A 19,259-nucleotide genomic window follows, 5' to 3' on the forward strand; every position below is an offset into this window, starting at 1 on the left:
GGCGTCGACGTCGCGGGCGAGGGCGACCTCCGCGCGGCCGCCGACGCAGTCCGCGACCTCGGCCCGGACGCGGTGCTCGTCACGGGCGGCCACCTCGACGGCGACCCCGTGGACGTCTACGCGGGCGAGACGACCCGCGCGTTCTCCCGGGAGCGCGTCGACACCGCGGACACGCACGGCTCGGGCTGCACGCTCTCCGCAGCCGTCGCCGCTTACCTCGCGCGCGGCGACGACCGGGAGACGGCCGTCGAACGCGGCGTCGACGCCACCGCCACCGCCATCGCCTCGAACCTCTCGCTCGGGGCGGGCACCGGCCCCGTCGACCACCGCGCAATCGCCGACGCGCCCCTGCGAGCCGACGGCGCCCGCACCGACCCCGAGAGCGGCGACTACGCCGACGTCCGCGCAGCCATCGACGCAGTGAACGATGTCGTCGCCGCGCTCGAACGCGAGTGGCCGCCCGAACTCGTCCCCGAAGTCGGGACGAACGTTGCCGCCGCCCCCGCCGACGCCACCGCTCCCGACGACGTGGTCGCCGTCGACGGCCGCCTGCACGCGACCAAGCGCGGGGTGCGCGCCACGGGTGGCGTCGCGCCCGGCGCGTCCAGTCACGTCGCGCGCTTCCTGCTCGGCGTCCGCGAACGCGACCCCCGGGTTGCCGCCGCGGGGAACGTCCGCTGGAGCGAGGCCCGGGAAGCCGCGCTGCGGGAGCGCTGGGACGTCGAACGCGTCGACCGCACCGAGGAACCCGAGGAGGTCGACGGCACGATGGACTGGGCCGCCCGCGAGGCAACGGCCGGCCGCGACCGCGCGCCCGACGCCGTCGTCGACCGCGGCGCCGTCGGCAAGGAAGCGATGATTCGCGTGGTCGCTGCGGACGCCGACGCGCTGCTGGAGAAGCTCAGAACCGCCGCGTCACTCGAACGTGACGCCGACGTCGTGTAGGCCGTCGTTGTGGAGCGCGAGGTCCACGAGCAGCGGCGTCAGCGACTCCACCTCGGCGGCGTTCGCGAGCGGGCCGGCGTCCAGCGCCCGAATGCCCTCGATGCCCTCCGCGAGGTCGACGACGTTCCGCTTGGCGTCGCCGTCGTCGCCGACGACGAGCGTGTCGAGGTCCAGTTCCACGTCGAGGTTCGCCAGCCGGTCCGCCGAGAGGTTCTGGAACGCGCCCACCACGGGCACCTCGTCGGGCGCCGTCTCGGCGACCAGTTCGGTGACGCTGCCCGCGCTCGGCGGGTTGTAGTCGAAGCCGCCCTCGCGTTTCTTCATCCCGACCGCCGGCGACACGAGCAGGGTCTCCTCGTCGATGCGGTCCGCGATCTCTTCGACGACGTCCGCGACGTGGTACGGCGGCACCGCCAGCACCACGACGTCCGCGCGGTCGGCCGCCATCCCGTTGGCGAACCCCGTGACCTTCCGGTCGACGCCGCGGCTGTCCAGTTCGGTCTCGTACGCGTCGGCCTTCGCCCGGGCCTTCTCGGGGTCACGCGAGCCGACGACGACCTCGTGGTCGGTGTCGTACGCCCACCGCAGCGCCAGCCCTTCGCCGATGTCGCCAGTCCCGCCGAGTAACGCGATTCGCATACCTCAGTGTCTCCCGGCGCGCGGTTAAGAATTGTGTGAGTGAGCTACCCGACGTGGGTCTCGACGTCCACGCCCGTCAGCCGGCCGAGCTCCTCCCACTCGTCGTCGCGGGCGTGGCGGCGCTCGACGGTCACGCGCTCGTCGCTGGTCTTCGGCGTCGTGAACCGGAACAGCACGTTCTCGGCTTCCACGTCCCGGCCCTCGGCGTAGAACCCCCGTTCGCCCTCCTCGGCGTCCTCGAGTTCGACGTCGTGCTCCCACTCGTCGTCGACCTCGATGTGGACCGGGCCGGCCTCCTGTTCGCGGAGAATCGTCACGAGTTCGTCCATGCGGGTGGCTGCGGCCGCCAGCGTGTTATGCGATGTGGCCGCGCTACCGCCGCTCGAGGACCTCGGGGAGGTCGTTGACGGAGTCGAGGACGCCGTCCGCGCCCGCGTCCTCGTACTTCCGGCGCCCCTCCGGTCCTGTCAGCCCGCCCGTGAGCACGCCGAACGCGTAGTACGTCCGCTCCGGGTCGGCCTCCCGGGCGTTCAGCACCGTCTCGACGTCGTCGAGCGTGTCCCCGACGAACGCCACCGCGTCCGCGCCCGTGCGCTCGGCGAGCGCGACCAGCGCCCGCGGGTGGGGCTTCCCCTCCTCCCAGTCGTCCATCGTGAACCGGTACTCGGCGGGGACGTCCAGCCCCACGCGGTCGAGAGCGATTTCGGCCTCCGCTTCGGGGCGTCCCGTCAGCACACCGACCGGGAACTCGCTCGTGAGCGCGTCGACGGTCTCCGCGGTCACGATGACCGGCTCGTCGTTGATGTACCCGGCCTCGTCGGGGAGGTCCGGCTCCGCGCCCTCCAGCTCCTCGTAGAGGTCGGTTCCGAGGTAGAGCTGCTGGAACACCTCGCGGAGCCGGTCCGGCCGCCAGTCCTCGCGCACGCGCTCGACGCCGCCCGGGTCGAGGTGGGACTCAACGACCGCCTCCGCGCCCGCGAGGCCCCCGCTGTGCTCGGCGATTCGGTCGGTGAACTCGGCGACGTCGCCCTCGTAGCCCTCTCGGCTCGCGAGCACGAACAGCGCCGCTGCGTCGGTCAGTGTCCAGTCGTTGTTGAACCCGCCCGCGTCCTTGAACTGCTGGACGGCGGCCCTCTCGATGGTGTCCCCGTAGACGTACTGGACCGACTCTACGATTGCGCGCCGGTAGGAGTCCGCGACGTCCACGAGCACGCCGTCGACGTCGAGCACGACCGCGTCCACTTCCATACGCTCCCGGACGCGGCCCGCCGAAAAGACAGTTACGTCCCCGGCCGCGGGTCCTCGTCCGCCTCCCGCGCGACGTACAGCGTCCCCGAGGCGACGGTCCGGCGTTCGACCGGCACCGCGGGCTGGTCGCCGCCCAGCGTCGTGAACAGGCACGCCGCGCCCGCCGCCTCCGCCGCCGCGAGCAGCGCGCGGTGGAGCTCCGGCGGGCAGTTCAGCGCGTACACCGCGTCGGCGCCCGCGTACACCGACGGCTCCGGGTCAGTCACGTCGTCCAGAACGAACGCCACGCCCTCCGGGACCTCGCGCTCGTGGACGTCCGTCGCCGTCACGTCCCGGCCGCGCGACGCGAGGTCGGCCGCCACGTCCGGCCGCCGGCCCACGCCGACCTCCACCAGTCGCTCGTAGCCCGCGAGCACGTCCGCGACGTCGGGCGGGTTACCCATGCCGGGATGTTTATGCCTCACGCCGCTTAACATCGTCCTAATGCGGGTCGACATCGTGCCCGTCGGCGACGTTCCCGCGAACGTCAAACGCGAGGCCTCCGCCAGCCTTCGGAGCATCTACGACTGCGACGTCGTCGTCGCGCCCGAGCAACCGGTCCCCGAGAGCGCGTACGACGACGCCCGCGGCCAGTACCGCGCCGCCGAGTTCATCGACGTCGCCACCCGCGCCGCCAGCGGCGACAAGACCATCGCCATCACGCCCGAGGACCTCTACTACCGCCGCCGCAACTACGTCTTCGGGCTCGCGTACCTCGACGGCCGCGGCTGCGTCGTCTCCACGTACCGCCTCCAGACGTCCAGCGACGGCGGCTTCTCCGAGCGCCCCGCCAGCGACGTGTTCGCCGACCGCGTCCGCAAGGAAGTCGTCCACGAACTCGGCCACACGCTCGGCCTCGAACACTGCGACAACAACCGCTGCGCGATGAACTTCTCCCCCACCGTCCAGGAGGTCGACCGCAAGGAACAGCACCTCTGCGGGAGCTGCCAGCGAGCGGTCTTCTGAAGCGACCTTCTGCGCTGCGGGCGCGCTCCGCGCGCCCTCGGCAAAAGCTCGGCCAAAAGCACTCCGCCTTCACTTCGCGCCTCCGGCGCTCCGTTCGGTCGTCGGCCCGAGCGCTCAGTCCGTTCGCGCTCGGTGAACCGCTCGCCTCGGGTTCTCCGAGCCGCTCACGGGTCGCTCCGCTCCCCGTTCGCGCAGTCCGAGGCGCTCGTTCCTCGCGCCTCGCGCCGCTCACTCGCGGATGCTCGTTGCCGGCTGCTTCGCGCTGCCGTCTGTGTTCGGTGAATCGCTCGGAGAAAACCGCCTGCGACCGTACCGATTAGTGGCGTAGCGAGGCGAGCGCGCTCAGGTGGCCGAACGGGCCGGCGTCGTCCGGCGGTCCGGGTTCGTCGCTCGTCTCGTTCTCGCTGGTGTTCGCGCCCGGTCCGTTACCGGACGCGCCCGGCGGTCCGGGTTCGTCGCTCGTCTCGTTCTCGCTGGTGTTCGCGCCCGGTCCGTTACCGGACGCGCCCGGCGAGTTTCCCGGCGCGTCACCCGCGCCGGCGACCGTCTCGTTGCCGTCGTCGCTGCCCACCTCACCGGGCGCGTCGGGGCCGTTCCCGGGCGTACCGGCGTCCGTCTCGTCGTCGGTCTCGTTGCCGTCGTCGCGCTCACCGAACGGGCCGTCGCTCGGCGGGCCGCCCGCGCCGATGCCGAACGGCGGGCCCGCGCTCCCGTTGCCCGGCGGCCCGGCGATGCTGCGCGCGATGGCCGCGACCTCGGGGCCGGAGAGGTTGCTCGCGGACGTCCGGAGCCGGTCGAGCGCCGTGACGTTCACGCCGTTGGCCTCGAGGGTCTCGGCGGGCAGCCCCCGCGCGGTCTCGGCGGTCTCGTTGGTCAGCCGCTGGAGCGTCGAGATTTCGGCGGCCAGCCGCGCCATCTCGGCGTGGTAGCGACCCGTCGAGACGTTGCCCCGGTTCGCTTCCAGCTCCTGCTTGCGCTCCCGGAGGTCTTCGAGGCGCTGGTCGAGGTGCTCCGTGTGGTTCGCGACCACGGACGCCTTCGAGGCGTTCGAGTTCGCCGCCCGAATCTGGTGGCCGAACGCCCGCCGCTCGACCTCGCCCTCGACTTCCGCGGCCTGTACGCCGACAACGCCGGCGAGCCGTGCGCCCGGCGCCGTCTCGTTGTCGGTCTCGTTGTTCGCGTCGCCGTCTTGCACCGCGACGCCGGCGGCCGCCGCCGAGCCGCCCGCTGCGGACGCCGCAGCCAGCGGCGCAGCGGCGCCGACGACGAGCAGTGCAGCCACGACGAGTACGGTCGCTCTCATCTCGACCGGTCGTTGGGCGTCCCCGGCTTTATACCCGCGGGACCGTGCACGCGACTTCTAGAGAGTTAACGCCGATTAAGCCGCGTTAAGCGCCCGAGCGGCCGAAGCAGTCAGTTCGTGTAGTAGTACTCGCCGTCGCGCTTCTGTTGCTCGTGCACGCACCTTTTTCCGCTCGCCGCCGCGGGGCGACGGCTCGCGCAAAAACCTGCTCCAAAAAACCGCGCCGCTCAGTTCGTGTAGTAGTACTCGCCGTCGCGCTTCTGCTGTTTGTCGAGCTGGCTGCCGGGCTTGTTGATGCGCGGGCGGCCGAGGTTCTCGTCGCGGCGGAAGGTGACGTCGAGGTTCGCGAGGAACTCGTTCATCCCCGAGCGCATCTCCTGCGGCGTCGACGCGCGGCCGTGTTCGGCGGGCTCGCCGTCGAAGACCATCAGCCGGTCGCTCACGAGGTCGATCATGTAGATGTCGTGGTCGATGACCATCACGGTGGTCTCGCGGTTCTCCGCGAACCGCCGGATGGCGCGGGTCGCGAGCACGCGCTGTTCGACGTCGAGGTGGGCGCTCGGCTCGTCGAGCAGGTAGAGGTCGGCGTCCTTCGAGAGCGTCGCGGCGATGGCGACGCGCTGGCGCTCCCCGCCGGAGAGGTCCGTGAGGTTCTGCTCGAGGATGGCGTCGAGCTGGAGCGGGTCGCCGATCTCGGTCTGCCAGTAGCTCGTGCCGAAGTCGTCCGTGATCGAGGAGAGGAACGCGTCGACGCGGATGTGCTGGTCGGCCTCGACGTACTGGGGTTTGTACGCGATGTCCATCCCGACGTCGAGGTCCGCGCCCGCTTCGCCGTCGACGGTCGTCGGGTCGAGGTCGCCCGCGAGAATCTGGGCGAACGTGGACTTCCCGATGCCGTTCGGGCCGACCACGCCGAGGACCTCGTTGCGGTGGATGTCGCCGCCGTCGACGGTCAGCGTGAACTCGCCCTCGCCGTAGGACTTCGTGAGGTCGGGGTACGAGACCAGCGTGTCCTCGCGGGTCGCCGGCCGCGGCGCGTGCTCCTCGAACGTGATGGCCTCCGGCCGGATGCGCATGTTCTCGTTGTCGAGGTAGCCGCGGAGGTACTCGTTGATGCCGTTGCGCACGCTCTTCGGCGTCGTGACCACGCCGTACACCGACGGTTCGCCGTACGCGACGTGGACGGAGTCCGCGAGCAGGTCCAGCACCGCGAGGTCGTGTTCGACGACGAGCACGGCCTTGTCCTCCTCTTCGGCGAGCTCGCGGACGATGCGCGCCGCGGTGACGCGCTGGCCGATGTCGAGGTACGGCGTGAGCTCGTCCACGAAGTAGAAGTCCGCGTCGCGGGCGAGCGTCGCCGCCAGCGCCACCCGCTGGAGCTCGCCGCCGGACAGCGAGTCGATGGACTGGTCGACGACCGGGCGGATCGAGAGCCGGTCGACGAGCTCGTCGAGGACGCCGCGCTCGTCCGTCCGCTCGAGCAGCTCGCGGGTGGTGCCGTCGAACTGGTCGGGAATCTGGTCGACGTACTGGGGCTTCCGGGCGACCTCGACGTCGCCGCTGCGGACGGCCTCGAGGTAGTCCTGCAGCTCCGTGCCGCGGTACTCGTCGACGACCTCGTCCCACGACGGCTCCTCGGCGTGGCGGCCGAGGTTCGGGGTGATTTCGCCGGCGAGAATCTTCACCGCGGTCGACTTCCCGATACCGTTCGGGCCGAGCAGGCCGGTCACCTTCCCGGGCTCGGGGACCGGGAGGCCGTACAGCGAGAACGCGTTCTCGCCGTACCGGTGGGTGGGCTCGTCGTCGAGCTCCTGCGGGAGGTTGATGATCTCGATGGCGTCGAACGGGCACTTCTCGACGCAGATGCCACACGTCTCCCCGAGGCAGATCTCCTCGCTGATGCGGACCTGGTCGGGGTCGCCGTCCTCGGCGTCCTCGCCGCGGAGCGTGATGCACTCCTTGCCCGTCCGGTTCGGCGGGCAGTAGTTCGAGCACTCGTAGTTACAGCGGTCGGGCTGGCACCTGTCGAGGTCCACGACCGCGATGCTGTCGTCGGCCATCGTTAGAAGGTGATGCCTTCGGAGAGCAGTACGCCCCACGTGATGAACCAGAGGGCGAACGACATGAAGCCGACGTAGAGGTGGTCCTTCGCGGAGAACTCCGAGACGTCGACGCCGGTGACTCGCATCAGCCCGAGTTCGACGGCGACCACGCCGAGCAACACGAGCAGCCCCATGCGGCTGGTCGCGTCCGCGACGACCGCCTCCGAGGCGAACGCCGCCGCGACGCCGCCGAGGGTGGCGATTGTGGTCACCTTCAGGCTGCGCCGGTGGGCAGCCGTCGGGTCCGCGGTTTCTGTCATACACTCTCCTCCGTGAGCCGCGCTCAAAAGGTGTTCGCTTGACGGAGGCCGCGACGCCGGCCCGCGGGCGGTTCGGCCCGCGAACCGGCACGTCCTGCCGGCGTACGCGCTCCATACTCGCGAACAGGCCGAGTGTACGTCGCGTAGGGAGTGTATAGCAAACCGGGCGTCGGCCCACGCGTGCTCTCATGGGAACGCCACCCAAAATCGACCGGCGTCGCTTCGTGACACTCTCCGGAACCGCACTGGCCGCCGCGCTCGCGGGCTGTACGGACGGCGGCGGCGACGGCGACGTGACCACGCAGGCCAACGGCACGACCGCGGGCACCACCGAGGAGCCGACGGAGACGGCCGAGGAGACCACGACGCAGAGCGGCGAACAGGCGTTCGTTCGCGCGGTCCACGCGGCGCCCGGCGCGCCCGCCGTCGACGTCTACGTGAACGACCAGCTCGCGTTCGAGGAGGCGCCGTACAAGGGCGTGACGCCGTACGCCGAGCTCCCGCCGGGCGAGTACGACGTCCGCATCACCGCGGCGGGCGACGAGAGCACGGTCGTCTTCGACGAGACGGTGCCGGTGGAGGCTGGCTACCAGTCCGCGCTCGCGTACGGCGAACTCGGCGCCGACGAGGGGTCCGACACCGCGTTCTCGGTCGGCCTGCTCGCCGACCAGTCGGAGGCGCCGGGCGACGAGGAGTCCCTCGTGCGGCTGTTCCACGGCTCCCCGGACGCGCCCGCGGTCGACGTGACCGTGGAGTCCAGCGGGGACGTGCTCTTCGACGGCGCGGCGTTCGGCGACACGACCGACTACGCGTCGGTGCCGCCGGGGTCGTACACGCTCGAAGTGCGTCCGGACACGGAGGACGGCTCCGGCGACGTCGTCACGACGTTCGACGTGACCGTCGAGGGCGGCACCGCGTACTCCGCGTTCGCCGTGGGCTACCTCGAGCCGTCCGGCGACCAGCCCGAGTTCGACCTGGTGACGACCACGGACGGTCCCGGGCAGACCGAGGGACCGGAGTAGGCCGCCGCGTCGCGGGACGGCGCGGCTCCGCCGTCCGTGGGACTCGCTCCCGCACTTTTAAGCGCGTGGAGTGTTTCGAAACGTAACGATGGCTGAAGACGACAGTGTGCTGGAGGACCTCCCGCCGAGCGCCAAGCTCGTCTACAAGGTGCTCGAGTACGACGGCCCCCTCACCCAGAAGCGAATCGTCGAGGAAACCATGCTCTCCGCGCGCACCGTCCGCTACGCGCTCGAACGCCTCGAGGAGCGCGGGGTCGTCGACGAGGACATCTACTTCGCCGACGCCCGCCAGAGCCTCTACCAGCTGACCGGCGAGGCGGACGGCGAACCGTCCGCCGACGCCGAAGCCGCCTGATTACTCGTTCGGCACGACCGTGATCGTGCGCTCGCGGTCGATGGCCCGCTCTAACTCCTCCGCGATGGCCGACCCCCGGGAGACCTGGATGTCGCCGCCGCGGCCGACCGTCGCCGTGAACAGGTACTCGCCGTCGGCCTGCACCTCGACGGTCTCGCCCGCGCGGTCGCCGGACAGCGGCAGGATGATGTGCCGGGACGTGACCTCCGGAGTTACCACCTGCCCAGCGGCCTGCGCGTCGCCACCGCCGCCGCCGGCGGTCTCGGTGGTGCGCTCGTCGAGCGTGCGCACGTCGATGCTGATGCCGAGGCGGTCCTCGATGTCCGAGATGCGGCCGCCGCCCTTCCCGATGACGTGGCTGATCTCGTCCTCGGAGACGTACACCACGGCCTCGTTCGGCCCGCGAATGTCCACCTCCACGGGGCCGCGGGTCGCCGCCTGCACCTCCCGCTCGACCTCCTGTTTCGCGAGCTTGTCCACGCCCGACTCGGGGCTCTCCTGCGCGTCGTCGAGGGGCACCGTGACGACCTGCCGGTTGAACGTGTAGATCTCGTAGGCGGGCGTCCCGGTCGCGAAGTCCCGCACCTGAATCACGGGGCGCGCGAGGTCCTCCTCCATCAGGCCCTCGGGGACCTTCACCTCGGTCTTCACGTCGTAGACGGTCTCCACGTCGCCCTCCTCGATGTAGACGACGGTGTCCACGATCTGCGGAATCATGCCGAGCTCGACGCGCCCGACGAGCCGCTGGAGCGCGTCGATGGGCCGCGTGGCGTGGACGACGCCGACCATCCCGACGCCCGCCAGCCGCATGTCCGCGAACACCTCGAAGTCGTCGGTCTTCCGCACCTCGTCGTAGATGGTGTAGTCCGGCCGCACCATCAGCAGCGAGTCGGCGGTCTTGGACATCTCCCCGCCGAGCTCCGTGTACTGGGTGACCTCCTCGCCGACCTGCAGGTCGCGGGGCTTCTCCATCGTCTTCACGACGTTGCCGTGGTCCGCGAGGAACTCCGCGACCGCCTGCGCGAACGTCGACTTCCCGGCGCCCGGCGCGCCCGCGATGAGCACGCCGCGGTCCCGCTCCAGCAGCCGCTCGCGGAGCTCGTCGGCGTGCTCGTAGTCGTCCATCGTCGTCTTCACGATGGGGCGGACCGCGGTGATTTCGGCGCTCTCGGAGAACGGCGGCGTCGACACCGCGATGCGCATGTCCCGCACCTGCGCGATGGTCATCCCCTCCTCGGAGAGCTCCACGAACGCGTCGTCCTCGCGCTTCGCCGTCGCGATGACCTCGTTCGCGTACTCCTCGATGGTGTCGGCGTCCAGCTCCTCGTCGTCGCCCGCGGGCTGGTACTCGATCTCCCCGACCTCGCCGCGCTTGACCATCGGCACCATCCCCTCCTTCAGGTGGACGCTCATCGTCTGCTCGTCGAAGTACTGCTCGAGGCCGAGCTCGCCGAGCTCGCGCTCGAGCGGCTCGAGGTACTCCACGTCGATGCCCTTCCCCTTCGCGACCTCCGCCTGCACGATGTCGCTGGTGAGGAAGCGGGCGTCGTGGGCCATCGCCACGTCGCGGATGATGGCGTCGATGGCGCCCGCCGACGCGCGCTTGATGTCCTCCTCGCCGGCGCGCTCGCCGACGTACTTCACCTCGATTCGCCCCTCGTCCGCGAGCTCGACGAGCCGCTGGAGCTCCTCGAGGGCGTCCCAGCCGGTCTGGCGGCCGCTGTTCGCCTGCGCCTCCACTTCGCCGACGACCGCTTCCGGCACGTAGACGGTGTCGCCCTCGTACTCGCCGTCCTCGACCCGCTGCGAGATGCGGCCGTCGACGACGACGCTCGTGTCCGGCACGATGTTCATGTTACCTCCGCGTAGTCGCGGCGTACTGATAAGGGTACTTGCCTCGGGGCGTCGCCGTCTTCCAACAGCGCCGCCGAAGGCGACTAACGCCTCGAACGCGTCCGGCCGCACATGGAACTCCGGGACCTCACGGAACGGCTCGTCTCGATTCCGAGCCACGACGACGAGACCGCGGCGGGCGACGCAATCGCGTCGTGGCTCCGCGAGGAGACCGACGCGACGTGACCCGCGACGGCGCGGGGAACGTCATCGCGTGGCGCAACGAGGACGCCGACGGCGACAGCCTCGCGTTCGTCGGCCACCACGACGTCGTGCCGCCGGACGAGAGCCAAACTGACGACGGCGACTACGTCGTCTACGAGGACGACGGCCGGCTGTACGGCCGCGGCACCGCGGACATGAAGGGCGCCGTCGCGGCGATGCTGCTGGCGTTCCGGGACGCCGAGCCCGACGGCCCGCTCGCGTTCGCGTCGTTCGTCGGCGAGGAGGTCGGCGGCGAGGGCGCCCGGCACGCCATCAGCGAGGGGTTCGCGCCCGACTACGCGGTCGTCGGCGAGGGGTCGACGGGGTACTCCGAGGGCGGCGTGCTCGACGTCGCGGTCGCGCACAAGGGCCGGCGCGCGAGCACGGTCACCGCGGCGGGCGAGGCCGCGCACGCCAGCGAGGTCGAATCCGGCGAGAACGCGGTCTACCGCGCCTGCGACGCGGTGGACGTGCTCCGGGACCTCGACGCGCCCGCCGCCGACGTGCTCGGCCAGCACCTCGCGGGGAGCCTCGCCGTCACCGAAATCGAGGGCGGGACGGCGTGGAACGTGATTCCCGAGTCCTGCGAGGTCACCGTCGACGAGCGCACGGTGCCGGGCGAGCGCGCCGCCCTCGAACGCGTCGAGGACGTCGAGGGCGTCTCGTGGACGGTCGACCAGGACCTGCCGCCGATGGCCTGCGACGACGCCGCGTTCGCCGACAGCGTGCTCGAGGCCGCCCGCACAGTGCAGGACGGCGCCGGGGAGCACGTCGCGAAGCCGCACGCGACGGACGCCGGCTGGCTCGCGGACGCCGGGACGACGTGTCTGGTCTGCGGACCGGCCGAACCCGGCGAGGCCCACACCGCCGACGAGAGCGTCTCGCTGGACGTGCTCTCGCGGTGTCGAGCGGTGTACCGACGCGCTGCGGACGGGATTCCGGGAGGACAATCCTGATAGGCTGCGCCGCGTACGCGTACGTATGTCCACGCAGGCCACCGAGGAGGCGCCCGACGCCTACGAGGCGCTCCTCGACCACTACGAACAGCTCTCGAACGTCAACGCCGCCAGCGGCATCCTCCAGTGGGACCAGGAGGTGATGATGCCCGAGGGCGGGACGCCCGCCCGCTCGAAGCAGAAGTCCGCGCTCTCGGAGCTCTCCCACGACCTCCTCACGGACGACCAGGTCGGCGAGTGGCTCGACGAGCTCGAGGACGCCGACCTCGGCGGCGAGCAGGCCGCGGTCGTCCGGGAGATTCGCCGCCAGTACGAGCGCGCGGACCGCGTGCCGGGCGAGCTGGTCGCGGAGATCTCCGAGACGACCAGCGAGGCGCTGCCGAAGTGGAAACAGGCGAAGGAGGAGGACGACTTCTCCGTGTTCGCGCCGGTTCTGGAGGACCTCGTGGAGCTGAAGCGGGAGTACGCCGAGCACATCGACCCCGACAAGCCCGCCTACGAGGTGCTGTTCGCGGACTACGAGCCGTACCTCGACCTCGACACCGCCGAGCGCGTGCTCGAACGCCTGCGCGAGGAGCTCGTGCCGCTCATCGAGGACGTCCGCGCGAGCGACGTGGAGCTCGCGGACCCCTTCGACGGCGAGTTCGACGTCGACACCCAGGAGGAACTGGCCCGGGACGTGCTGGACACGCTCGGCTACGACTTCGAGCACGGCCGCATCGACACCGCGCCGCACCCGTTCTCCACCGGGAACCAGTTCGACGCCCGCGTCACCACGCGGTTCAGCGAGGACGACCCCGTCGACGCCCTGATGTCGACGATTCACGAGTTCGGGCACGCCCGCTACACGCTCGGGCTGCCCCGCGAGCAGTACGGCAACCCGCTCGGTGAGTCGCGAGACCTCACCGTCCACGAGTCCCAGAGCCGCCTCTGGGAGAACCACGTCGGGCGCTCGCGGGTGTTCTGGGAGAAGTTCCTGCCCGCGATGCAAGCGCGCTTCCCCCAGCTCGAGGACGCCACGCCCGAAGCGGCCTACGAGGCCGCCAACGAGGTGTACGAGGACAACCTCATCCGGGTCGAGGCGGACGAGCTCACCTACCACATGCACATCATCGTGCGCTTCGAGATCGAGCGCGAGCTCATCGAGGGCGACCTCGACGTCGAGGACGTCCCGGAGCGCTGGAACGACAAGTACGAGGAGTACCTCGGGATTCGACCGGACAACGACGCGGAGGGCTGCCTGCAGGACATCCACTGGAGCCACGGCTCGTTCGGCTACTTCCCGACGTACTCGCTGGGCAGCGTGCTCGCCGCCCAGATCTACGACGCCCTCGAGGCCGACGTCGGCGACGTCGACGAGAAGGTCCGGAACGGGAACTTCGACGTCATCGCCGACTGGCTCGAGGAGCACGTCCACCGGCACGGCGCGCGGTACACGACCCCGGAACTCGTCGAGGAGGCGACCGGCGAGCCGTACAACGCCGACCACTTCGTCGACTACGTCACCGAGAAGTACACCGACCTCTACGACCTCTGAAGCGGCGAGACCGTCGCCGGCCGGGTGGCTTTTTCCGAGTTCCGCACGCACCGGCGAGCATGCGCGCCGCAATCTACGAGGGGCCCGGCGAGGTCGTCGTCGAGGACGTCCCGAAGCCGGAAGTCGAGTCGCCAGAGGACGCCGTGATTCGCGTCACGCACACCGCCGTCTGCGGCTCGGACCTCTGGTTCTACCGCGGGGACAGCGACCGCGAGGAGGGCTCGCGCGTCGGCCACGAACCCATGGGCATCGTGGAGGCGGTCGGCGACGACGTGACCTCCGTCGAGCCCGGGGACCGCGTGCTCGCGCCGTTCGCCATCTCCTGCGGGGAGTGCGAGTTCTGCCGGAAGGGCCTCTACACGTCCTGCGTCGAGGAGGAGGGCTGGGGGAACGAAGCGAACGGCGGCGGGCAGGGCGAGTACGTGAAGTGCCCGTACGCGGACGGCACGCTCGTCCGCGTTCCCGACAGGTACGCCGACGACGAGGACACGCTGGAGTCGCTGCTCCCGCTGACGGACGTGATGGGCACGGGCCACCACGCCGCGGTCAGTGCGGGCGTCGGCGAGGGCGACACGGTCGTCGTGGTCGGCGACGGCGCGGTCGGGCTCTGCGGCGTGCTCGCCGCCCAGCGCCTCGGCGCCGAGCGCATCGTCGCGATGGGCCACCACGAGGACCGCCTCGAGCTCGCCGAGGAGTTCGGCGCGACCGAGACCGTCTCGGCGCGCGGCGAGGAGGCGGTCGAGCGCGCGACCGAACTCACGTACGGCGGCGCGAACCAGGTCATGGAGTGCGTGGGCGCGGCGGCCGCGATGGACACCGCCATCGCCGTCGCCCGGCCCGGCGGGACGGTCGGCTACGTCGGCGTCCCGCACGGCGTCGCCGACGAGGGACTGGACGTGTTCACGATGTTCAGCGACAACGTGACCCTGAACGGCGGCGTCGCGCCGGTCCGCGCGTACGCGGAGGACCTGATGGCCGACGTGCTGCAGGGGACGCTGGACCCGTCGCCCATCTTCACGGAGACCGTCGGCCTCGAGGACGTCGACGAGGGCTACCGCGCGATGGACGAGCGCGATGCCATCAAGGTGCTCGTGAAACCCTGAAACGATACGTGCCTGTCACCTCGATAGTTTCAAGTAGTGGTATGACATAGCGTACCACGTATCATGTCGAGCGCACCGAACCCGGACGACGACTCGCTTCTGGACGAGTTCCTCGAAGACCGCGGCCACGACACCCAGACGTGGGAGGAGAGCTACAACAAGAAGCAGTGTCCGGAGTGCGGTGGGCTCCACGACGGCAACGCGCGAACCTGCACGGTGTGCGGGTGGTCGCCCGCGTAGCCGGGCAGTTCCCCGCGTTCGACGGCCAGCACGCATAAGAAGACCCCCGAGAAACCCTCTCGTGAAGTCATGCCGGAGTGCCAGAACTGTGGGTCGTTCGTGACCGACGCCTACGCGAGAGTGTTCACGCCGAACGAACAGGGCGCCCCGCGCGTGTGTCCGAACTGCGAGGACAAGATCCGGGACGGCGCGGAGGTCCGGGAGGCCCGGTCGACGCGGCGCACGTAGGTTCGTGTCTGCGTAGCGGAGAATTTCAAGCGGTTTATACCGTTTCGGTTCCTCTAGTTGCCTAATGACGGACTCGGAGCCGGAAGTCACGCGGCTGTTCGGTGGTCCGGGGAGCGGGAAGACGACCGCGCTCCTCGACCACGTCGAGGAAATTCTGGAGGACGACGACGTGGACGTTCGCGACATCCTCGTCGTCTCGTACACGCGTGCCGCAGCGGCCGAGGTCCGCGAACGGCTCGCCGAGCGGCTCGACGTCAACCCGCGCTCGCTGCGCGGGAACGTCGCCACGATGCACGCGAAGGCCTACGAGCTGCTCGGGCTCTCCCGCGGCGACGTCGTCGGCGAGGACGACAAGGAGGCGTTCTGCGAGGAGTACGGCATCCCCTTCGAGGACGAGTACTCCTCGGGGTCCCGGCGCACCGCCCGGTCGACCACGCTCGGGAACAAGGTCATCGCGACCTCCCAGTGGCTCCAGCGGACCAGCCGCGACGTCGCGGACTGGTACGACGTCCCGTTCCGCTGGAACGACGAGGAAGTGCGGCTCCCCCCGGAGATCGACGACAACGCGCAGGTCGGCAACAAGTACACGCCGACGTGGCCGTCCTCGGACGAGCGCTACGACATCCCCGAGGCGATCCGGGCGTGGCGCGCGTACAAGGGCGAGAACGAGCTCGTCGGGTTCGCCGACATGCTCGAGCGCGTCAAGCAGCGCTCGCTGCTCCCCGACGTCGACTACCTCGTCATCGACGAGTTCCAGGACATCACCAGCCTCCAGTACGACGTCTACGAGGAGTGGCGCCCGCACATGGAGCGCGTGCTCATCGCGGGCGACGACGACCAGGTCGTCTACGCGTGGCAGGGCGCCGACCCCGCGCTCCTCCTGAACACGAAGGTCACCGACGACGTCGTCCTCCCGAACTCCTACCGCCTCCCCTCGGAGGTGCTGGAGGTCGTCCAGCAGGAGATCAGCCACATCGACACCCGCCAGGAGAAGGACCTCGAACCCCGCAAGGAGGGCGGCAGCGTCGAGGCCGTCGAGAGCCCCTCGATGCTGGACCTCGTGCGGAACGTCCGCCGCACCGTCGAGGACTCCGAGGACGAGACCGTGATGGTGCTGTTCCGGGCGCGCTACCAGCTGTTCGACTTCGTCGACGAGTTCATCGGCGAGGGCATCCCGTTCAAGGCGCTGACCGACCAGCGGCTCTGGACGGACCGCCTCCAGCAGTACATCTCCGCGGTCGAAGCCCTCGACGACGACGACCCCATCGACGGCCTGCAGGCCCGCCGCCTGATGGACATGCTCCAGGACTCGGCGTTCGGCACCCGCGAGCGCAACGACCTCCGGGAGGCCATCGACGAGGCCCAGGGCGAGGACACCGACCTCACCGAGCTCACGTTCACCGCGGAGTTCATCCGGGACTACGTGCCGTTCGTCCCCGGGCCGTCCGCGGCCGCTGACATGCTCCGGAAGGTCACCCGCTACCAGCGCCGCAGCATCGACGCCTACTTCCAGGGCGACTACCGCGGCATGGACCCCGACCGCGTGCGCGTCGGCACCATCCACTCCGCGAAGGGCCGCGAGGCCGACCACGTCTTCGTCTCGACGGACCTCACGGAGAAGGTCGTCGAGCAGATGGCGGCGACCGCCGACCCCGAGGACGTCCCGGACGGCGTGGAGTTCACCTCGAAGACGAGCCCGGTCCCGATTCTGACGGACAACGAGCGCCGCGTCTTCTACGTCGGTATGAGCCGGGCCCGAGAGCGACTGGTGCTCCTCCAGAACCTCATCAACGGCGCCCCGACGCTCCCCATCGACGTGCTGCTGTACGGCGAGCAGACTGGCCAGACCCTCGACGAAGCCCTCGAAGCGGACACGCCCGTCCACCTCCCGTGAATGCGGCCGGGGGTGCTGGACAGCGCGCTCGCCGACGCGGGCGCTGACGCCTTCGTCTTCGTCGGCCCGGCCGGCGACCCGCTCGTTCGCGCGCTGAGCGGCGCCGCCCTCCCGTGCCGCGCGGCCGTCGTCTACGCCGGCCGCGTCGCCGTCGTCCCCGAGCGCCCGCTCCCCGACTACGTGACGGTTAACGACGACGCGCGCGTCCTCGACCCCGTTTCGACGCCCGCCGAGCGCCTCCCAGACCTCGTCGGCGACAGCGTGCTGGCGCCGCGCGTGCTCCCGCACGACGCCGCGCTCTACCTGGAGAACGCGGGCGTCGACGTCGCGTCGACGGACGCCCACCCCTGCGAGCGAGCGAACGCAAGACCGACTGGGAACTCGCCGCGCTGCGGGACGCGCAGGCCGCCGCGGAGGACGGGATGGCGGCTGCCGCCGCCGTCCTCGCGACCGCGGCCGGCGACCAGAGCGACGTGGCCGCCGAGCGCGTGCGCCGCACCGCGAACGCGGCGATGGCGCAGGCCGGCGCGGACCCCGAAACCGTCGTCGCCACGGAGGGGCCGATTGCCGCCAACGACCCCGTTCCGATTCGCGTTACTCCGCGCGTGGACGGCTACCACGGCTGGCTCGCGCGCACGTTCGTCGCGGACAGCGACGGCGGCTGGGAGCGCCGCGCGACGCTCGCCGGCCAGTACGCGGTCGACGCCGGCATCGACATCGTGGACGTCGGCGAGACGACCGTTGCGGCGGCTGCAGAGGAAGTCACCGCCGAGCTGGGCTCGTACGGCTTCCCGCCGACCGCCGGCACAGGAACTGTCCACGGCGTCGGCCTCGAACGCCGCGAACGCCCGACCGGGGAGGATGTCATAGAGGCGGGCGCGGCGCTGGCGGTGCGCGCGGAGCTGGCCGCCGAGCAGGTGGTGTGGGTCGCGGACCTCGCGGTCGCCACCGAGGAGGGCGTCGAACGGGTCGGGTCGTTCCCGCGGTCGGTCGTCCCGAAGCCCGACTACTGAGTGTCGTCGTCGTCGGGGTCGTCGACGACCTTCTCGGTCGCCTTCTGCGCAGCGAGCACCGGCAGGTCCGTCGGCGTCGTCAGGTACCGCTCGAAGGCGACGATGCCCGCGGCGAACCCGAGGAAGACCCAGCCGGTGGGGTCGCCCGCGAGCAGTGTCTCGACCCCGAAGAGGGCGGCCGGCGCGGCGAACGCGACGGCGACGGCCAGCGTGGCGGCGTCGAGGATGTTCACGTTCGCCCGTGGGCGCTCGCCGACCTTAAGCCCGTCCGAAACCCACAGCGTTTTCGTTACGAGTCCCAAAACTGAGGGCGTGTTCACCGGCATCATCGAGGAGACGGGCACCGTCGAGCGCGTCGTCGACGAACCCGACGGCCGCCGCATCCGCGTCGCGACCGACTTCGAGGACCTCTCGCACGGCGACAGCGTCAGCGTCGGCGGCGTCTGCCTCACCGTCGAGGAGCACGGCGACGGGTGGTTCACGGCGTTCACCGCCACCGAGACCCTCGACGCGACCACGCTCAGCGATATTGTGGAAGGGGACGCCGTGAACCTCGAACGCGCGCTCCCCGCCGCGGGCCGCCTCGACGGCCACATCGTGCAGGGCCACGTCGACACGACCACGGAAGTCGTCGGCGTCGAGGCAGTCGGCGAGGACTGGACGTACACGTTCGCGCTCCCCGAGGGCCACGAGCAGTACGTCGCACAGAAGGGCTCGATTACGCTCGACGGCGTCAGCCTCACCGTCGCGGACGTCGACGACCGGGCCGGGACGTTCTCGGTCGCGGTCGTGCCGACGACCTACGACCTCACGACGCTCTCGGAGCGCGCGCCCGGCGACCGCGTGAACGTCGAAGTCGACGTCGTCGCGAAGTACGTCGAACGCCTCGACGCCTACTGACCGTCGTCCTCGGCGCCGAGGTCCACGAGGAACTCGGCGTCCTCCCGCTCCGGTTCGTCCTCGTAGCTGCCGGCGTCCGTGCGCTCGTAGGCCGTGCGGTACGCCACGAGCTTGCGGTAGAGCACGTAGAACAGCACGCCGTCGTAGACGACGACGAACCCGATGAAGACCAGCCCGGACGGGAGGCCGAGCGGCCCCGTCAGCATGCCGAGGTTCGTCACGACCGTGTTGTACACCGCGTGGATGACCGCCGCGATGACCAGCCCCTTCACGACGATGGGGCCGGCGTCGTCCGGGTTGAACTTCGCCAGCCCGAGGTAGTAGCCCGCGAACGCCGAGTAGATGACGTGGCCGGGGCCCGCGAGCGTGCGCACCGCCGCGATCTGGAGGCCGACGTCGGCGGCCGCGGCGC

Annotated in this window: 21 protein-coding genes and 1 pseudogene; 12 read left to right on the plus strand and 10 right to left on the minus strand. The window is 70.7% G+C overall.

What is annotated here, in order from left to right:
* Window positions 1-945: thiamine-phosphate synthase family protein (locus GJ634_RS08415; protein WP_157502106.1), on the plus strand; the 945-nt coding region annotated here is incomplete at its 5' end.
* On the opposite strand, the gene npdG is transcribed toward GJ634_RS08415, so the two are convergent.
* From npdG to GJ634_RS08435, 4 genes are read right to left on the minus strand one after another with little or no spacing between them, the layout of a single operon-like run.
* Window positions 916-1,584, minus strand: coding sequence for an NADPH-dependent F420 reductase (gene npdG, locus GJ634_RS08420; protein WP_157502108.1), 669 nt, complete (start codon window positions 1,582-1,584; stop codon window positions 916-918). The genes GJ634_RS08415 and npdG overlap by 30 nt on opposite strands.
* A 44-nt stretch (window positions 1,585-1,628) precedes the next feature.
* Window positions 1,629-1,913: a hypothetical protein gene (locus tag GJ634_RS08425; protein ID WP_157502110.1), complete on the minus strand. Its 285-nt coding sequence runs from the start codon at window positions 1,911-1,913 to the stop codon at window positions 1,629-1,631.
* Between the two features lie 43 nt (window positions 1,914-1,956).
* Window positions 1,957-2,832, minus strand: coding sequence for a TIGR01548 family HAD-type hydrolase (locus GJ634_RS08430; RefSeq protein ID WP_157502112.1), 876 nt, complete (start codon window positions 2,830-2,832; stop codon window positions 1,957-1,959).
* 32 nt (window positions 2,833-2,864) lie between these two features.
* Complete coding sequence (locus tag GJ634_RS08435; protein ID WP_157502114.1) at window positions 2,865-3,275, minus strand: UPF0146 family protein; 411 nt, start codon at window positions 3,273-3,275, stop codon at window positions 2,865-2,867.
* 40 nt (window positions 3,276-3,315) lie between these two features.
* Between GJ634_RS08435 and GJ634_RS08440 the strand changes: the two genes are divergently transcribed.
* Complete coding sequence (locus GJ634_RS08440) at window positions 3,316-3,837, plus strand: archaemetzincin family Zn-dependent metalloprotease (protein ID WP_157502116.1); 522 nt, start codon at window positions 3,316-3,318, stop codon at window positions 3,835-3,837.
* A gap of 316 nt (window positions 3,838-4,153) precedes the next feature.
* Here the strand turns inward: GJ634_RS08440 and GJ634_RS08445 are convergent, their stop codons facing one another.
* From GJ634_RS08445 to GJ634_RS08455, 3 genes are all read right to left on the minus strand, one after another.
* Window positions 4,154-5,140, minus strand: coding sequence for a hypothetical protein (locus GJ634_RS08445; RefSeq protein WP_157502118.1), 987 nt, complete (start codon window positions 5,138-5,140; stop codon window positions 4,154-4,156).
* 227 nt (window positions 5,141-5,367) lie between these two features.
* Complete coding sequence (locus GJ634_RS08450; protein ID WP_157502120.1) at window positions 5,368-7,200, minus strand: ribosome biogenesis/translation initiation ATPase RLI; 1,833 nt, start codon at window positions 7,198-7,200, stop codon at window positions 5,368-5,370.
* 2 nt (window positions 7,201-7,202) lie between these two features.
* A complete protein-coding gene (locus tag GJ634_RS08455; RefSeq protein WP_157502122.1) occupies window positions 7,203-7,502 on the minus strand; it encodes a hypothetical protein in 300 nt (99 codons plus the stop codon).
* Between the two features lie 224 nt (window positions 7,503-7,726).
* Here GJ634_RS08455 and GJ634_RS08460 point away from each other — a divergent pair, with 224 nt between their 5' ends.
* Both GJ634_RS08460 and GJ634_RS08465 read left to right on the plus strand, forming a co-directional pair.
* Window positions 7,727-8,524: a DUF4397 domain-containing protein gene (locus GJ634_RS08460; RefSeq protein ID WP_197425454.1), complete on the plus strand. Its 798-nt coding sequence runs from the start codon at window positions 7,727-7,729 to the stop codon at window positions 8,522-8,524.
* A gap of 88 nt (window positions 8,525-8,612) precedes the next feature.
* Window positions 8,613-8,879: a winged helix-turn-helix domain-containing protein gene (locus tag GJ634_RS08465; RefSeq protein WP_157502126.1), complete on the plus strand. Its 267-nt coding sequence runs from the start codon at window positions 8,613-8,615 to the stop codon at window positions 8,877-8,879.
* Here GJ634_RS08465 and GJ634_RS08470 read toward each other — a convergent pair whose 3' ends face one another.
* A complete protein-coding gene (locus tag GJ634_RS08470; protein ID WP_157502128.1) occupies window positions 8,880-10,733 on the minus strand; it encodes a PINc/VapC family ATPase in 1,854 nt (617 codons plus the stop codon).
* A gap of 111 nt (window positions 10,734-10,844) precedes the next feature.
* On the opposite strand from GJ634_RS08470, the pseudogene GJ634_RS08475 reads away from it, so the two are divergent.
* The 7 genes and pseudogenes from GJ634_RS08475 to GJ634_RS16050 all read left to right on the plus strand — a co-directional run bounded on the left by GJ634_RS08475 (window position 10,845) and on the right by GJ634_RS16050 (window position 17,947).
* Window positions 10,845-11,932: pseudogene (locus tag GJ634_RS08475) on the plus strand (M20 family metallopeptidase).
* A 25-nt stretch (window positions 11,933-11,957) separates the two neighbouring features.
* Entirely contained in the window at window positions 11,958-13,469 is a 1,512-nt protein-coding gene (locus GJ634_RS08480) for a carboxypeptidase M32 (RefSeq protein ID WP_157502130.1), read from the plus strand.
* A gap of 59 nt (window positions 13,470-13,528) precedes the next feature.
* A complete protein-coding gene (locus GJ634_RS08485; RefSeq protein ID WP_157502132.1) occupies window positions 13,529-14,572 on the plus strand; it encodes a zinc-dependent alcohol dehydrogenase family protein in 1,044 nt (347 codons plus the stop codon).
* 63 nt (window positions 14,573-14,635) lie between these two features.
* On the plus strand, window positions 14,636-14,812 hold the full coding sequence (locus tag GJ634_RS15440; RefSeq protein ID WP_197425455.1) for an HVO_0416 family zinc finger protein: 177 nt from the start codon (window positions 14,636-14,638) through the stop codon (window positions 14,810-14,812).
* Window positions 14,813-14,881: 69 nt separating this feature from the next.
* Entirely contained in the window at window positions 14,882-15,040 is a 159-nt protein-coding gene (locus tag GJ634_RS15445; protein ID WP_169793378.1) for a hypothetical protein, read from the plus strand.
* Window positions 15,041-15,104: 64 nt separating this feature from the next.
* Entirely contained in the window at window positions 15,105-16,934 is a 1,830-nt protein-coding gene (locus tag GJ634_RS08490) for a UvrD-helicase domain-containing protein (protein ID WP_157502134.1), read from the plus strand.
* Between the two features lie 422 nt (window positions 16,935-17,356).
* Window positions 17,357-17,947, plus strand: a complete 591-nt coding sequence (locus GJ634_RS16050) for a M24 family metallopeptidase (RefSeq protein ID WP_231736995.1) — start codon at window positions 17,357-17,359, stop codon at window positions 17,945-17,947.
* On the opposite strand, the gene GJ634_RS08500 is transcribed toward GJ634_RS16050, so the two are convergent.
* The gene (locus GJ634_RS08500; RefSeq protein ID WP_197425456.1) at window positions 17,941-18,180 is read right to left on the minus strand and encodes a hypothetical protein; all 240 of its coding nucleotides are present in this window, start codon (window positions 18,178-18,180) and stop codon (window positions 17,941-17,943) included. The two genes, GJ634_RS16050 and GJ634_RS08500, sit on opposite strands and share 7 nt — an antisense overlap.
* 79 nt (window positions 18,181-18,259) lie before the next feature.
* Here GJ634_RS08500 and GJ634_RS08505 point away from each other — a divergent pair, with 79 nt between their 5' ends.
* Window positions 18,260-18,847: a riboflavin synthase gene (locus tag GJ634_RS08505; protein ID WP_331714064.1), complete on the plus strand. Its 588-nt coding sequence runs from the start codon at window positions 18,260-18,262 to the stop codon at window positions 18,845-18,847.
* Here the strand turns inward: GJ634_RS08505 and GJ634_RS08510 are convergent.
* Window positions 18,841-19,259 (minus strand): PrsW family glutamic-type intramembrane protease (locus GJ634_RS08510; protein ID WP_157502138.1); only part of this gene is annotated, 419 nt, incomplete at its 5' end. The two genes, GJ634_RS08505 and GJ634_RS08510, sit on opposite strands and share 7 nt — an antisense overlap.

It is taken from the genome of Halobacterium sp. CBA1126 (assembly GCF_009741975.1).
Lineage (GTDB): Archaea > Halobacteriota > Halobacteria > Halobacteriales > Halobacteriaceae > Halobacterium.